We start from the raw sequence: 16,303 nt of genomic DNA on the forward strand, positions 1-16,303 counted from the left end.
ATAATATTGATGCTTATCAATCCATGAAGTCATGAAACACTCCTTAGTATTGCTGTTTTTCTTTTGTCTTAGTATTTGCCCTGCACAGGAAGGTCCCATAATAGTCTCAGATAAAGTTTTGGAATCCATCAAAAACGATGTTTGGATCCCGTTCATGGAGGCATACGATCAACTGGATTCCCAAAAAATCAAATCCATTCACACCAAGGATATTGTTCGGCATATGGTTGATCAAAATAAGATTCAAACAGGGGAAGATTACCTTGAAAGTTTCGGCGGTTTTTTAGCATCTGTAAAAGATCAGGGCAATAAATTGGGAATCGCCTTTGTCATTCTGAACACCGCTATCAACGAAACGGAAGATGTTGCCATCCAATCAGGTTATTACCAGTTGAGTTCCCAAAATAAAGGTGACACATCACTCATCATACGGGGATATGGCCATTTTAATGTCGGCTTACGAAAAAAAAACGGCATGTGGAAAATCTGGATGGATTCCGACAAACACACCGATATTTCCGAAGATGATTTCATCAAGTGCGAAATCATTTATAAGCTTTAAACCAATCCTGCCACCTCCTTGATTTCCAAAATAATACGATCCGCAAGGGCATCGGCCTCCTTTTGGGATTTTGCCTCTGTATAGATTCGGATAATGGGTTCCGTATTGGATTTTCTCAAATGCACCCAATTTTCAGGAAAGTCGATTTTTACCCCATCAATGGTTGAAACCTCTTCATCTTTGTATTTATGGTGCATGGCTTCGAGCAATGCATCCACATCCAACCCTGGGGTGAGTTCAATTTTCTTTTTACTCATGAAATAGCTTGGATAGCTAGCCCTAAGTTCCGCAACGGTCCCCCCCCTTTCGGACATCAACATCAAAAACAAGGCAGTGCCCACCAAAGCATCCCGGCCATAATGGCTTTCAGGATAAATGATTCCACCATTGCCCTCGCCACCGATGATGGCATTGTTGGCCTTCATTTTGGTCACCACATTGACTTCTCCTACAGCTGCGGCTTCATACGTTCCTCCATGTTTTTGGGTAATATCCCTTAGGGCCCTGGATGATGATAAATTGGAAACGGTGTTCCCTTTGGTCTTGCCTAAAACATAATCGGCACAGGCCACCAACGTATATTCCTCCCCGAACATTTCCCCATCATTGCTGATAAAAGCCAATCGGTCTACATCGGGATCGACGACGATTCCAAAATCGGCTTGCTCCTCTACCACTTTTTTACAGATATCCCCCAAATGTTCTTTCAACGGTTCTGGGTTATGTGGAAAATGTCCGTTGGGCTCACAATACAATTTCACTACTTCCACACCCAGTTCCTGAAGCAATTTCGGGATGGCAATGCCACCTGTGGAATTCACCCCATCCACAACTACCTTAAAACCAGCTTTTTTTATGGTTTCAGCGTCTACCAAGGGTAACTCTAACACTTCATCAATATGGATATCAATATAAGAGTCATTCTTGATAATTTCTCCCAAATCATCCACTTCGGCAAACTCAAAATCCTCTTTTTCAGCCAATTCCAAAATTTTGGCACCTTGTTCGGCATCCAAGAACTCGCCGCGCTCGTTCAACAGCTTCAGGGCGTTCCATTGTTTGGGGTTATGACTGGCCGTTAAAATGATACCCCCATCCGCTTTTTCCAAAGGAACGGCAATTTCAACGGTCGGGGTGGTGGACAATCCCAAATCAATGACATCTACACCCAATCCAACCAAGGTGGAAACCACCAAGTTTTGGATCATTTCACCTGAAAGTCGGGCGTCCCTTCCAATGACGACCCTCAATTTCTCTTTTTTGGAATAATCCTTCAACCATGTCCCATAAGCGGCCGCAAACTTAACGGCATCCAACGGTGTCAAGTTGTCATTGGTCTTACCTCCTATGGTTCCTCGTATTCCAGAAATTGATTTGATCAGTGTCATAATTGTTAAAAAAGTTTGTGCAAATATAAATGGCTATGCCGTAACCCAAGTTTTGAATTTGTAAATTTCGACATAAAAGTTTTTTGCCCCGATGAATTTCTTGGCCCACATCTATCTGTCTTTCGATGACAAGGAAATTACCTTGGGCAATTTTTTTGCCGACCATATCCGGGGCAACAAGTACAAACATTTCCCTGAAAAAATCCAGAAAGGTATTTTGCTCCACCGTGAAATAGACACCTTTACCGATGCGCATCCCATTGCCAGACAGAGCAGTAAGCGACTTCATAAAAACTATAGCCACTACAGCCGGGTGATCGTGGATATTTTCTACGACCATTTTCTGGCCAAGAATTGGACCGACTATTCCGAGGTTCCCTTGGCCGATTATGTGGAAAGCTTCTATGACCTTTTGGAGGACAATTACGAAGTGCTACCCTTGGCTACCAAGCGGATGATGCCTTATATGATTACTGATAATTGGTTGCTCAACTATGCCAATTTAACGGGTATTGACCGAGTACTGAATGGCATGAACCGCCGTACCCAGAACAAATCCAAGATGAATTTTGCCATTTTGGACCTTGAAGAGCATTACTCTGATTTTGAAAACGAATTCACCGCTTTTTTTGAAGAATTGATTACCTTTTCCCGACAAAAATTTATTTCCCTATGCGAAGACTGATACTCCTGCTCCCCCTCATCTTTTTTATCAATTGCAAACAACAACCTGCCACCCCCACCGGACTTGTCGCCGAAAAGGCGATGGTAGTTTCGGCCCGTGAAGAAGCCTCCAAAATTGGGGTAGAAATCATGGAAAAAGGTGGCAATGTATTTGATGCCATGGTGGCTACCGAACTCGCTTTGGCCGTTGCCTATCCTTTCGCCGGGAATTTAGGCGGAGGTGGATTTATGGTCTACCGTAAAAACAATGGCGAAGTTGGAGGAATCGATTATAGGGAAAAGGCTCCATTGGCGGCTCATAAAGACATGTATTTGGATTCTTTGGGAAATGTTATCCCCGGAATGAGTACTACCGGTGCCACATCTGCAGGGGTACCCGGAACGGTTGCCGGTGTGATGGCTGTACACAAAAAATTTGGCACGCTTCCATTATCCGAAATCATGGAACCTATCATCGCCTTGGCCAAACGTGGCGTTGTGGTCACCGAAAAACAGGCCAAGCGACTGGAAGGTTATCGGGAAAGTTTTGTTAAAGCAAACAACGACAGCACCAAATTTGCTGGACCCTTCAAGGCAGGTGATACCATTAAATACCCTGAACTTGCCAAAACTTTGGAAGTCATCATGGAAAAAGGCCGTGATGGATTTTACAAAGGTGAAGTGGCCCAAAAACTGGCCGCTTTCGTACAATCAAAAGGTGGATTTATCACCGAAGAAGACTTGGCCAAATACGAGGCCAAATGGAGGGATCCCATTGAATTTGACTACAAGGATATTCATGTAATTTCCATGAGTCCCCCCAGCAGTGGAGGGGTCACCATCAACCAGATTTTCAAGATGATGGAGCCCTACAAAGTATCCAAGTTTGGACATAATTCGGCCAAGACCATTCAATTGTTCACGGAAGCTTCCCGCCGTGCCTATGCCGACCGGAATTACTTTTTGGGAGACCCTGACTTTGTCGACATTCCCTACGATGTGCTTCTAAGCGATGATTATTTAAAGGAACGGATGGCCAATTTCTCTTTTGATAAAGCCACACTGTCTTCAGAGGTAAGCCATGGAGAAGTGGAAATCATCGAAAGTTCCGAAACCACCCACTACTCCATTGTGGACAGTGAAGGCAATGCCATTTCGGCCACTACCACACTCAATGGCGGTTATGGTTCCAAGTTGTACTGTGATGAGCTTGGCTTCTTTTTGAACAACGAAATGGACGATTTTAGCTCCAAACCCGGTGTCCCCAACATGTTCGGATTAGTAGGGGCCGAAGCCAACAGCATCGCTCCTGAAAAACGAATGTTGAGCAGTATGACACCTACCATTGTGGAAAAAGATGGCAAACTGTATATGGTTGTGGGTACTCCAGGCGGTTCCACTATCATCACTGCTGTAGCCCAGACCATTATGAATGTGTATGAATTCAATTTGAGCATGCAGGAGGCAGTCAATGCGCCAAGGTTCCATCACCAATGGTTGCCGGACATGGTCATTTTTGAGCCAGAGGGCTTTTCCGAGGAATTGATCAACGAGCTGAAATCCAAGGGATACATTATCAACGAGGAACGTACTCCCATCATTGGGAAAGTGGATGCCATCCGAGTCCTGCCTGATGGAAAACTGGAAGGCGGAGCCGATAAACGAGGTGATGACAAAGCGGTCGGATTTTAAATTCCAATGAATGCAGTTTGATGTTGTTGTACTGACGGACCACCGGTACGTGGCCCCAGAAAAACGCACACAATACGTGGAAAATGTGCTATTGGAAGACCGATTGGTAGCTGAGGCATTGCAAAAAGAAGGATTGAAAGTAACCCGTGTTTCTTGGGACGATGCAGCATTTGATTGGTCCAGCACCAGATTGGCCATGTTTCGAACCACTTGGGACTATTTTGATCGATTTGATGAATTTTCAAAATGGTTTCGAACCGCAAGCCAACAGACCCAATTCATCAATTCCAAAAAGTTGATTGATTGGAACATTGACAAGCATTACCTAAAGGGCCTGTCCGATGCTGGCGTGACCATTCCCAAGACCTTTTTTGTGGAAAAAGGCACCCAAACAACTCTACAGAAAGCTTTTACCCAAGCCATTGACCGTTTTGGATTTAGGAAAGATATTTTTGTGGTAAAACCATGTGTGTCCGGTGCGGCCAGGCACACCTACAAAATCAAAAAGGAGGCGATTGCTGATCATGAATCAATTTTTCAACAATTGATTTCCCAAGAAGCCATGATGCTGCAAGAGTTTCAGGAAAACATTGTTTCCGAAGGGGAAATTTCAATGATGTTGTTCAATGGCGAATTCACCCATGCCGTTTTAAAAATTGCCAAACCAGGTGATTTTCGGGTACAGGATGATTTTGGGGGCAGTGTGCATGAATATACCCCATCCAAAGAACAGATTTCGTTTGCCCAAAAAGTGGTAAATGCAGCTCCAGAACTTCCTGTATATGCCCGTGTGGACCTGTTCAAGGACAATGATGGGAACTGGGCCTTGGCAGAATTGGAAATCTTTGAGCCTGAACTCTGGTTTCGGCGCAATCCGGAAGCGGCCAAAACTTTGGCCAAGTCCATCATGAATTCCTTTTTTTCAGAAAAGGTCAAAATCTAAACATATTACTATTTTTATAACTCGTAAATAATTCATAATGAAAAAACTATCGATTATCATCATGAGTATTTCCTTAGGCTGTTCGGCCCAAGAAAAAAGCATTGGAGAATTGGTTGCAGAAGATCCCTCATTCTACGAGTTCATAGATAAAGAGGCTAAAATTGAGGTCCTTGCTGAAGGCTTTACTTGGTCGGAAGGTCCCGTTTGGGTCAAAGAAGGAGGATTTCTACTTTTCTCGGATGTGCCCCAAAACACCATTTTTAAATGGAGAGCTGATGAAGGTCTTACCGAGTTTCTGAAACCTTCTGGATATACGGGGATTTTACCCTACAGCCGAGAACCAGGCAGTAATGGGCTTACTATAAACAGTGATGGCGAGCTTGTGGTATGTGAACATGGGGACCGAAGAGTAACAAGAATGCCCTTGGGAGGTGGCGGAGGTAAGTTTACCTTGGCCGATTCATGGATGGACAAGCGCTTGAACAGCCCTAATGATGTGATACAGGCTTCCAACGGCACTTATTACTTTACTGATCCACCCTACGGTCTGCCAGGTCTTGATAAGTCAGAAATGCGAGAAATAGATGCTTTTGGGGTGTACAAAATAGATAAGGACAGAAAAGTGGAAATGGTAGTGGGCAATCTCACGTTTCCAAATGGTGTGGCTTTGTCACCGGATGAGAAAATTCTTTATGTAACCCAATCCGATCCCAATGCTGCCTATATATTGGCCTATAATGTTAAAAATGATGGTTCGCTAGATGAAGGGAAAATATTATTTGATGCCACTCCGATGGCAAAATCCGGTTTAAAAGGTCTGCCCGATGGTATCAAAGTTGACAGGAACGGCACCATTTTCTCCACAGGACCTGGCGGAATTTTGATCATTTCCCCTAACGGTAAACTATTGGGCAGGATTGATACGGGCGAACCGACCGCCAATTGTGCCTGGGGTGAAGATGGTTCCGTGCTCTATATCACGGCCAACCACTATCTGGCAAAAATCAACACCAAGACCATTGGAAATGGGTTTTGATACTATTTCATCTGCCCCATTTGCCTCTTTAGTTCTTCCATGGACTGTTGCAATTGTCTCAATAGACCCGTTTCGGTAGTCGCGTCGATGTTAAAGGTCAATTTGCTGCTCACCTCCCATATCTCTTGAATCTGGAAGGGTTTGATATCGTACGGAGGGTAGTTCTCGTTCAACGATATCAACGTAATGTTATTGGAATTGGGCCTACGCTCAATCTTTTTCACCATTACCGAATCCTGTAAAACTACCACGTACATTTTATTGGGGCTTACTTGGTCAATATGCTCAACGGCCCGGGCCAACACCCAATCATTGGGTCTTAAATTGGGCAGCATACTGTCTCCTTCCACTTGAAAACCTCGGTACGTCGCATTACGGAATTCTGGAATAGGCAGATCAAAAGCAGGAAGTTGTCGGTACCAACTGGTATCGGAAATATTTTGGGGATACCCTGCGGCTGCCTTGGCATTCACCAAGACCATGTTGTCATTATCGGAATTGTCCACGGTGACCACTTTGGGGATCACACTGGTTCTGGACGTATCCAAATGTTTTTGGTCGCTTTCCCCGAACAACCACATCGGATTGATCTTGAACTGTTTCAAAAGTTCGGAAACCACCTTTCCTGAAAGCTTGGTCCGCCCTCGTTCAATATCGGCTGTAGTGTTCTTCACTCCCAACAATTCGGCAAACTCCGTTTGGGTATAGCCCAACTCACGTCGGATATCGGTAAAGCGTTTTAGTGTCAGTTCATTTTCCACAACCCAAATATATACAATTTGGATTATTTCCAAAAATTTTTATGGATTATTTCCATTTATTGGAATATTTCCATATTTTTGATTGGAATATTTCCAAGTTATGGATTTTGATAGAGTACGAGAAAAATTGAACATATTGGCCGACGCCGCCAAATACGATGTCTCCTGTGCCAGTAGTGGCAGCGACCGGACCAACAAGAATAATGGGTTAGGCAACGCCTCAAAAATGGGTATTTGCCATAGCTACACCGAGGATGGGCGCTGTATTTCCTTGTTGAAAATCCTGTTGACCAACCATTGCATCTATGATTGTGCGTATTGTGTGACCCGAAAAAGCAATGATATCCAAAGGGCTGCATTTAAAATTCAGGAGGTGGTGGATTTGACCATCAACTTTTATAGAAGAAATTATATTGAAGGTTTGTTTTTGAGTTCCGGCATTTTTAAAAATGCGGATTATACGATGGAACGCTTGGTGGCCGTAGCGAAGAAACTCCGGGAAGAGGAAAATTTCAACGGGTATATCCATTTAAAATCCATTCCAGGGGCCAGTGATGAACTCATGTACGAAGCCGGATTATACGCGGACCGACTTTCGGTGAACATTGAGGTGCCCACCATATCCGGACTTAAACTATTGGCCCCCGACAAAAAGCACGAGGATTTTACCAAACCCATGCTGAAAGTGAAAAATGAAATCGTACGGTATCAAGCGGAACGAAAAATCATCAAGAGCACGCCAAAATACGCCCCGGCCGGACAAAGCACGCAAATGATCGTGGGGGCTTCTGGGGAAACGGACAAGGATATCATGTACTCAGCCACCTATTACTACAAAACCTATCAAATGAAACGGGTATATTATTCCGGTTATGTGCCCATTGCGGATGATGCGCGGTTGCCAGCCATTGGCTCGCAGGTGCCCATGTTGCGGGAAAACCGACTGTATCAGACCGATTGGTTGTTACGCTTTTACGGTTTTGCCGTGAACGAAATCTTGAACCATGAGCATCCCAACCTCGATATGGAGGTGGACCCAAAACTTTCATGGGCATTGCGCAACCTACACCATTTTCCAGTGGATGTGAACATGGCGGACAAGCGCCTTTTGGCCCGTATTCCGGGAATAGGAATGCAGTCCGTTCAAAAAATCATGGACGCCCGAAAATTTAGAAGATTGAACTGGGACCATCTCAAGAAAATCGGGGTGGCCCTCAACCGTGCCCAATATTTTATGGTGTGCGATTCCCGTCATTGGGAGCGTCGCGACCTAGATGCAGAGAAAATCAAAGGGATGATCTTGCAGACTTCGTCCGGCAAGTTTCGGAACCAATACAGCATGCAATTGTCACTGTTCAATTGACAATGAGCAATTAGCAATGAACAACTGTGTCATTTCGAACGAATGTGAGAAATCTGGATTTCTCAGTCGCAAACTCCTTCGAAATGACATCAAAAACTAAAACACAAGCGTTATGAATGCTTCAACAACCTTAATTTACGACGGCAGCTTCAACGGCTTTCTTACGGCCGTATTTGTTGCTTTTGATGAAAAGATACCCGTGGCCGACATCCAAAAGAACGGTCGTTGCCAAAATGGGCTTTTTTCTGAAACGGAGACCATTTTTACCCATGTGGAAAAGGCCAAGCGCGTTTGGAACGGAATCCGAAATAAGAGCCACAATGCCATTTCCAGTGTGTATTTTGCTTTTTTAAGCGAAACCGAAGGCGTGGAAATGCTGTTATTTGATTACATCCAAAAATTGATGCGGACCCAAAACGGCAAGTATCTGGATTATTCGGACAGTACCGTTTTGCACATCAGCCAATTGGCCAGAAAGGTGGGGCGTGAAAAACACCGCATGGAAGCTTTTGTTCGGTTCCAGTTGACCAAGGACAATATCTATTTTGCCAACATTGAACCCGATTTTGATGTGCTACCCCTTATTTCCAAGCATTTTCGGGACCGTTACGCAGACCAGCAATGGTTGATTTATGATGTAAAGCGCAAGTACGGTATCTATTACAACTTGGACCATGTGGAAATGGTGTCCTTGAACCTAAAGGACATCCACCATAACAAGATCCATAAAAGTGATGCTTTTGCCAACGGGGAATACGAGTACCAGACCTTGTGGAACGATTATTTTAAAAGTACGGGCATTCTATCCCGGATCAACCCCAAATTGCATACGCAACATGTACCCAAACGCTATTGGAAGTATTTGAGTGAGAAAAAGGAGGCGGTTTAGAAATTCCATATGCATTAAAAAACACAAATCATTCTTTGTAGGAAAAAAGGCATTTTTATTATTATTGTAATGAGCATTCCCCAAATAACACTACAACAACCATTTAATTATGAATGAATTTGGGGGTAATTGGACTGATGCAAAAATTGAAATATTGGTTGAGTATGCAAAAGCATACTTAACTATAATGAATAAATATGCTGATAGATTTGGCTGGAATCTTCTCTATTTTGATGGTTTTGCGGGAAGTGGATCCATAACAAAAGGAAATGATGAGAATAAAAAAGTAATTCTTGGCGCTGCAAAGCGTATTTTAGAAATAGATGAACCTCGTTCCTTTGATGAATACTACTTCGTGGAAAAGGACACCCATAATGCCCAAGAATTAAAAAGTTCAATCTCTTCAACAAATAAAAAAGTTTATGTTGTTAATGAAGATTGTAATGCTAAAATCCATTCCATGGGTCAGTTTTTAAAATCTTCGAAAGGAAAGAATCGTAAAGTTTTGGCCTATATTGATCCATGTGGCATGCAATTAAATTGGAATTCTCTTACTTCTTTAAAAGAATCAAATGTGGATGCATGGATATTGGTTCCGACCGGAATGGGTGTTAATAGGCTGCTAAAAAAAGATGGTAAAATTTCTGAGGCCTGGATTGAAAAACTGGAAACTTTTCTTGGTATGAGTAGGACAGATATTTTGAGTAATTTCTATAATCAAAGTGAAGTGATTACCCTATTTGGTGAAGAAAAAGTTACAACGAAAACAGAAAAGGCAGTTGAGAAATCAGCGGAAATATATAAGAATAGGTTAAATGAGTTATTTAAACATGTAACCGAACCATATATATTGAAGAATAGTTCGAATTCCATAATGTTTCATTTCTTTATGGTTTCAAACAATAGAAACGCAGTGAAAATTGCAAATCAAATAATAAATAAGTACAATAATTAATATATGGCCCAATCAAGTATCGAATGGACAGAAATGACATGGAACCCAACAACTGGTTGCACTAAAATCAGTCAGGGTTGTAAGTTCTGCTATGCTGAAGTAATGTCCAAAAGGCTTCAAGCCATGGGAATAGAAAAATATAAGGATAATTTTAAAGTGCGGATCCATGAATCGGAATTGAGTACTCCGTACTCATGGAAAAAACCAAAAATGGTTTTTGTAAACTCGATGAGCGATTTGTTCCACCCAGAAGTTCCTTTTTTCTTTATCCAAAAGGTTTTTGAAGTCATGAACGATAATCAACAACACATTTTTCAAGTTTTAACTAAAAGACATGACCGATTGTTGGAGTTACATGATAAACTCAATTGGACTCCAAATATATGGATGGGAGTGTCTGTTGAAAATCAAGAAGTTGAGTATCGCATTGATTATCTCAGAAAAACCAATGCGAAGGTTAAATTTCTATCCCTAGAACCCTTAATTGGACCTCTTCCTAATTTAAATCTCAAAGAGATTAGCTGGGTAATCGTTGGAGGCGAAAGCGGTAGGAAACCCAGGCCCATTAAAGTTGAATGGGTAAAAGACATAAAAAACCAATGTGAAAAAGTAAATGTTGCTTTCTTTTTCAAACAATGGGGCGGCACAAATAAGAAAAAAAGTGGTCGTTTACTTAACGGTCGAACATATGACCAAATGCCAAACTACAGGTTAATCGCTTAGCTACTTACTTTTCTCCCCCACAAAATAATCGCTCTTGCTTTTAAAAAGTACATTAAAACTGGTCAAGCTGCCATAAATACGGGTAATGTATTGCTGTAGGTCAATTTTTTCCTGATCGTCCAGATTGTTGCTGCTGTTGATCTTTTGTTCCATCACTCGGATACGGTCGCGCACCATCACAATCTTATGGAAAAAGGTTTCGATGGGCATTTCCTTGTTCTGGGTGGCATCCCCGGGATCCAAAATCAGTTTGCCGCCTTTCCATTTATCGGCAATGGCCACTTTTTTATGGGTATCGCTCCATTTTTCCAAAATCTGCACCAAGGAACGCTCAATATCAAAAAAGCTCACGGAATCCACCTCGTCCTCTACCCCTTCGATGACTTCAAATTCGGAGTCCAGGTCAATGGTCTCCAATCCGTTTTCCAAAAAAGTGACCCAATAATGCTTTGATGATACGTTCGTTACCACACCTTTACCGTATTCGGGGTGGTCAATACGGGAGCCGATGCCCAATAGTTTCATAAATCTGGTTTTTATCGACCGTAAATTTAGAATTTTTACAACTTTACCCTACATTCGTTCATGCTTTTATAAGCCATCTTACATGGAACCACAAAAATTAAGGGTAAAACTCGGAGAGTTGGCCTCTACATCCATCAGTGGTAACGACATCAGTTCTTCTTGTCTGTACGTATCCGCGTTGGCGGTGTTGCATGCCGGTCAATACGCTTGGATTTCCCTGTTGATCGTAGGGGTCGTCCTGTTTCTGTTCAGAAAAATTTATGGTGAAGTGGTCGGGGCCCTTCCCATGAACGGTGGGGCCTACAACGCCCTCTTGAACACCACTAGCAAGGGAATGGCGTCCTTGGCCGCCTCTTTGACCTTGTTGTCGTATATGGCCACCGCGGTGATTTCCGCCAATGAGGCCATGGCCTATCTAGGTACCTTGGTCCCCCAACTCCCCATTATTTTGGCGACCATTGTACTATTGGCCATTTTTATGGGATTAGTGATCATAGGGATTGGGGAATCCTCCAAAGTAGCCATTGCTATTTTCATCTTCCACTTGTCGTCGTTGATCTTATTGTCATCATTTGCCGGAATGTACCTTTTTGAACACGGCCTAAAAGTATTCACGGACAACAATGCCTTGCCCGTAAAACACGGAGCGCTCCCCATGGCCCTATTCTTTGGTTTTTCTGCTGCCATGTTGGGGATCAGTGGATTTGAAAGTTCGGCCAACTTTGTGGAAGAACAGAAAAAAGGCGTTTTCCCCAAAACCTTGCGCAACATGTGGGTGGTGGTGACCATTTTCAACCCGTTGATTGCGTTCTTGGCCTTGGCCGTATTGCCTATTTCCGAAATAGAACACAACCGTGAAGCCTTACTTTCCATTATGGGGAATCAAGCAAGCGGCCCATGGTTGTCCACTTTGGTTTCCGTAGATGCGGTGTTGGTGCTCAGTGGTGCGGTGCTTACTTCCTTTGTGGGTGTTTCAGGGCTTGTGGAACGGATTACCTTGGATAGAATCCTTCCCCCATTTCTTTTAAAGCGAAACAAAAAAGGGAGCACCTATCGGATTGCCATTTTCTTTTTCTTGCTGTGTGTCTCCATATTGCTGATCACCGAAGGGAATCTAGAAGCCTTGGCAGGGGTCTACACCATTGCCTTTTTGTCCGTGATGGCCTTGTTCGGAATCGGGAACATTTTGTTGAAAGTTCGTCGTAAAAATCTACCACGACCTGAACGTTCAGGTTGGCTATCCTTGTTGGTTGCCATTGTAGCGGTTATTGTGGCTTTAGCCGGAAACATTATCCTTAACCCGGATTATTTGGCCGTGTTCATGGAATATTTCATCCCTACCATTGCGGTGGTCATGGTAATGTTGAACCGAACCGCGTTGCTCAAATTACTTTTACGATTGATTCGTTACTTTCTGGATCCTATCAATCGTTTTTTGGTACGGTCCTACAAAGGCATCAACCAGACCATCAACAGAATCAACGATCAGGAATTCGTGTATTTCACAAAAAAAGATGATGTGGCCCTATTGAACAAGGTTTTATTGTACATCCGCAACAACGAGCACACCCGAAAACTCAAGATTGTGTCCGTTTTTCCCGAAGGGGAGCAGGCCACCAAAAGTTTTGTGGCCGACCTTGATGTGCTGGATAGGGAATACCCCGAAATCAAAATAGAATACATCCAATTGCACGGAAAATTCACACCACAACTGATTAAAAAACTATCGGTGGAATGGAACATCCCCATCAATTTCATGTTTATTGGAAGTCCAAGTGATAAATTCCCCTACCCCTTGCAGGAACTGGGGGGCGTACGGTTGATCATTTGATTGAAAAAACAACTATTTAGACGCTTTCTATAAACTAATAACGAAAAGCAAACCTCCTTCTTTTTTACGTGCCAAATCGCTACTTTTGAAGCTTTGCTATGATTTATGGTCAACTACGAAGAACATATTGAGGTCAAGGGTGCCCGGGTACACAACCTGAAAAATATTGATGTCACCATTCCACGCGAAAAACTCGTAGTAATCACTGGACTTTCGGGCAGTGGAAAATCATCGTTGGCGTTTGACACTATCTATGCAGAAGGCCAACGACGCTATATTGAAACTTTTTCTGCCTACGCTCGTCAATTTTTGGGTGGCTTGGAACGACCCGATGTGGACAAGATCGATGGACTTTCCCCTGTGATTGCCATTGAACAGAAAACCACCTCCAAATCCCCAAGGTCTACCGTAGGCACCATTACCGAGGTATACGATTTTCTGCGTTTGTTGTTTGCCCGTGCCGGGGATGCCTACAGTTACAACACGGGAGAAAAGATGGTCAGCTACAGCGATGAGCAGATCAAGGATTTGATCATCTCCTCGTACCTCGACAAGAAAATCAACGTATTAGCTCCCGTGATCAAATCCAGAAAAGGGCATTATCGCGAGCTTTTCGAGCAAATTGCCAAGCAAGGTTTCGTAAAAGTGAGGGTCGATGGTGAGATCATGGACATCACCAAGGGTATGAAAGTCGACCGTTACAAGACCCACGATATTGAAATTGTCATCGACCGTTTAAAAGTTTCCGATACGGAGGATTTCCATAAACGCCTGGCTGAAACGATCAATACCGCCATGTACAGTGGCGACAATGTGTTGATGGTACTGGAGGAAGGGGAAACCGTTCCCAGATATTTCAGTAGGGATCTCATGTGTCCTTCCACGGGTATCTCCTATCCTACCCCGGAACCGAACACTTTTTCGTTCAACTCCCCAAAAGGCATGTGCCCCGAGTGCAGCGGACTGGGGCATGTGTACGAAGTGAACGAGCAAAAAATCATTCCCAACAAAAAACTATCCATAAAAGCCGGAGGATTGGCCCCATTGGGCGAATACAAAAAATCTTGGGCCTTCAAGCAGCTCGAAACCATTGCACAGCGGTATAATTTTGACCTTTCGGACGCCATTGAAAAGATTCCCGAGGAAGCCATGGACGTTATTTTGAACGGCGGTAAGGAAAGCTTTGAGGTCGACTCCAAATCCTTAGGGGTCAAACGACAATATAAAATTGATTACGAGGGCATTTCCAATTTTATCCGGACCCAGTTTGAAGAAGCTAATTCCACTTCCATAAAACGATGGGCCAAGGATTATATGGATAAAGTGGACTGTCCAAGCTGCCATGGTGCCAGACTAAGGCAGGAGTCCCTTTATTTTAAAATCGGGGAAAAGAACATTGCCGAGTTGGCCCATATGGACATCACCGAATTGGCCGAATTCTTCCAAAAATTAGAGGACACCTTGGAAGGTGATCAAAAAATCATAGCCGAGGAAATCATCAAGGAAATCAAGGCACGCATTGGATTTCTGTTGGATGTAGGATTGGATTATCTCTCATTGGGTAGAAGCTCCAAATCCCTTTCCGGAGGTGAGGCCCAGCGCATCCGATTGGCGACCCAGATAGGTTCACAATTGGTTGGGGTACTTTATATTTTGGATGAACCCAGTATCGGTTTGCACCAAAGGGACAATGAACGCTTGATCCATTCTTTGGAATCGCTTCGGGATATTGGCAATTCGGTTATTGTGGTAGAACACGATCGGGATATGATCGAACGTGCAGACCACGTCATCGACATAGGTCCAAGGGCGGGTAAACATGGTGGAGAGATCATTTCCGAGGGCAGTCCACAGGAATTGAAGGACCATCATACCCTGACCGCACAATACATTACCGGGGAATTGGAAATCCCTGTTCCAAGTGAAAGAAGAAAGGGAACCGGGAAAAAAATTGTGCTTTCGGGATGTACGGGCAATAATTTGAAAGATGTAACCGTAGAATTCCCTTTGGGAAAACTTATCGGGGTTACGGGTGTATCGGGAAGTGGCAAATCTACTTTGGTGAACGAGACCCTTTACCCCATCATGAACGCACATTACTTCAATGGGGTCAAAAAACCCATGCCCTACAAAAAAATAAAAGGGTTGGAGCATATCGATAAGGTCATCGACATTAACCAATCCCCTATCGGAAGAACACCTCGATCCAACCCAGCCACCTACACAGGCGTTTTTAGTGAGATCCGTACATTGTTTGCCAAAACCACCGAGGCAACAATACGCGGATACAAACCGGGACGTTTCAGTTTCAATGTGGCGGGGGGTAGATGCGAGACCTGTCAAGGAGGTGGTCTTAAAGTCATCGAAATGAACTTTTTGCCGGATGTGTATGTAGAATGCGAGACCTGCAACGGCAAGCGTTTCAACCGAGAAACCTTGGAAATCCGGTATAAGGGCAAATCCATTGCCGATGTGCTGGAAATGACCATCAACGAAGCAGTCGATTTCTTTGAAAACATTCCCAAGATCCACCGTAAATTGAAAACAATAAAAGATGTGGGATTGGGTTATATATCATTGGGGCAACAGTCCACTACCCTTTCCGGGGGCGAGGCGCAACGGGTGAAATTGGCCACTGAGCTATCCAAGCGCGATACCGGAAATACATTTTACATCCTCGACGAACCGACTACCGGCCTGCACTTTGAAGATATCAGGGTGTTGATGGAAGTGCTCGACCAATTAGTGGACAAGGGTAACACTATTTTGGTAATCGAACACAATATGGATGTGATCAAAATGGTGGACCATATCATCGATATTGGATACGAAGGAGGCCGAGGGGGCGGTATGGTCGTGGCCACAGGTACTCCAGAGGAAGTGGCCAAGGACAAAAAAAGCTATACAGCAAAGTTCTTGAAAAAAGAACTGGAGAACACAAAACAAAAGATTGCACGGGCAGTTTAAAAAGA

The 16,303-nt window shown here is 43.6% G+C and carries 14 protein-coding genes; 11 read left to right on the forward strand and 3 right to left on the reverse strand.

Features of this window, described 5'->3' with window-relative positions; genetic code table 11:
- Positions 1–31 precede the first annotated feature (31 nt).
- Positions 32–562, forward strand: a complete 531-nt coding sequence (locus D2V05_RS17310) for a YybH family protein (RefSeq protein WP_119648781.1) — start codon at positions 32–34, stop codon at positions 560–562.
- Here D2V05_RS17310 and glmM read toward each other — a convergent pair.
- Positions 559–1,950 (reverse strand): phosphoglucosamine mutase, encoded by a 1,392-nt coding sequence (gene glmM, locus D2V05_RS17315; protein WP_119648782.1) that lies wholly within the window; start codon positions 1,948–1,950, stop codon positions 559–561. The two genes, D2V05_RS17310 and glmM, sit on opposite strands and share 4 nt — an antisense overlap.
- Positions 1,951–2,041: 91 nt before the next feature.
- On the opposite strand from glmM, the gene D2V05_RS17320 reads away from it, so the two are divergent.
- Genes D2V05_RS17320 through D2V05_RS17335 form a run of 4 tightly spaced genes read left to right on the forward strand, consistent with a single transcriptional unit; the run spans position 2,042 to position 6,284 of the window.
- Positions 2,042–2,635 carry an acyl carrier protein phosphodiesterase gene (locus tag D2V05_RS17320; RefSeq protein ID WP_119648783.1) on the forward strand — a complete coding sequence of 198 codons (594 nt, stop codon included), beginning with the start codon at positions 2,042–2,044 and terminating at the stop codon, positions 2,633–2,635.
- Positions 2,623–4,305, forward strand: coding sequence for a gamma-glutamyltransferase (gene ggt, locus D2V05_RS17325; protein WP_119648784.1), 1,683 nt, complete (start codon positions 2,623–2,625; stop codon positions 4,303–4,305). The genes D2V05_RS17320 and ggt overlap by 13 nt, the downstream gene beginning before the upstream one ends.
- A 10-nt stretch (positions 4,306–4,315) precedes the next feature.
- Complete coding sequence (locus D2V05_RS17330; RefSeq protein ID WP_119648785.1) at positions 4,316–5,248, forward strand: ATP-grasp domain-containing protein; 933 nt, start codon at positions 4,316–4,318, stop codon at positions 5,246–5,248.
- Positions 5,249–5,285: 37 nt separating this feature from the next.
- Positions 5,286–6,284 carry an SMP-30/gluconolactonase/LRE family protein gene (locus D2V05_RS17335; protein ID WP_119648786.1) on the forward strand — a complete coding sequence of 333 codons (999 nt, stop codon included), beginning with the start codon at positions 5,286–5,288 and terminating at the stop codon, positions 6,282–6,284.
- A gap of 2 nt (positions 6,285–6,286) precedes the next feature.
- Here the strand turns inward: D2V05_RS17335 and D2V05_RS17340 are convergent, their stop codons facing one another.
- Entirely contained in the window at positions 6,287–7,045 is a 759-nt protein-coding gene (locus D2V05_RS17340) for an XRE family transcriptional regulator (RefSeq protein ID WP_119648787.1), read from the reverse strand.
- Positions 7,046–7,145: 100 nt separating this feature from the next.
- On the opposite strand from D2V05_RS17340, the gene D2V05_RS17345 reads away from it, so the two are divergent.
- From D2V05_RS17345 to D2V05_RS17360, 4 genes are all read left to right on the forward strand, one after another.
- Complete coding sequence (locus tag D2V05_RS17345; RefSeq protein ID WP_119648788.1) at positions 7,146–8,408, forward strand: putative DNA modification/repair radical SAM protein; 1,263 nt, start codon at positions 7,146–7,148, stop codon at positions 8,406–8,408.
- Between the two features lie 112 nt (positions 8,409–8,520).
- Positions 8,521–9,297, forward strand: coding sequence for a TIGR03915 family putative DNA repair protein (locus tag D2V05_RS17350; protein WP_119648789.1), 777 nt, complete (start codon positions 8,521–8,523; stop codon positions 9,295–9,297).
- 109 nt (positions 9,298–9,406) lie between these two features.
- Positions 9,407–10,252, forward strand: a complete 846-nt coding sequence (gene tcmP, locus D2V05_RS17355) for a three-Cys-motif partner protein TcmP (protein ID WP_119648790.1) — start codon at positions 9,407–9,409, stop codon at positions 10,250–10,252.
- 3 nt (positions 10,253–10,255) lie between these two features.
- The gene (locus D2V05_RS17360) at positions 10,256–10,975 is read left to right on the forward strand and encodes a DUF5131 family protein (protein WP_119641475.1); all 720 of its coding nucleotides are present in this window, start codon (positions 10,256–10,258) and stop codon (positions 10,973–10,975) included.
- Here the strand turns inward: D2V05_RS17360 and D2V05_RS17365 are convergent, their stop codons facing one another.
- On the reverse strand, positions 10,976–11,500 hold the full coding sequence (locus tag D2V05_RS17365) for a hypothetical protein (protein WP_119648791.1): 525 nt from the start codon (positions 11,498–11,500) through the stop codon (positions 10,976–10,978).
- A gap of 82 nt (positions 11,501–11,582) precedes the next feature.
- Between D2V05_RS17365 and D2V05_RS17370 the strand changes: the two genes are divergently transcribed.
- Positions 11,583–13,331 (forward strand): APC family permease, encoded by a 1,749-nt coding sequence (locus D2V05_RS17370; RefSeq protein WP_119648792.1) that lies wholly within the window; start codon positions 11,583–11,585, stop codon positions 13,329–13,331.
- Positions 13,332–13,436: 105 nt separating this feature from the next.
- Positions 13,437–16,298, forward strand: coding sequence for an excinuclease ABC subunit UvrA (gene uvrA, locus D2V05_RS17375; protein ID WP_119648793.1), 2,862 nt, complete (start codon positions 13,437–13,439; stop codon positions 16,296–16,298).
- The last annotated feature ends 5 nt before the right edge of the window (positions 16,299–16,303 follow it).

The organism is Flagellimonas pelagia, assembly GCF_003584135.1.
GTDB classification, from domain to species: Bacteria; Bacteroidota; Bacteroidia; order Flavobacteriales; family Flavobacteriaceae; genus Flagellimonas; species Flagellimonas pelagia.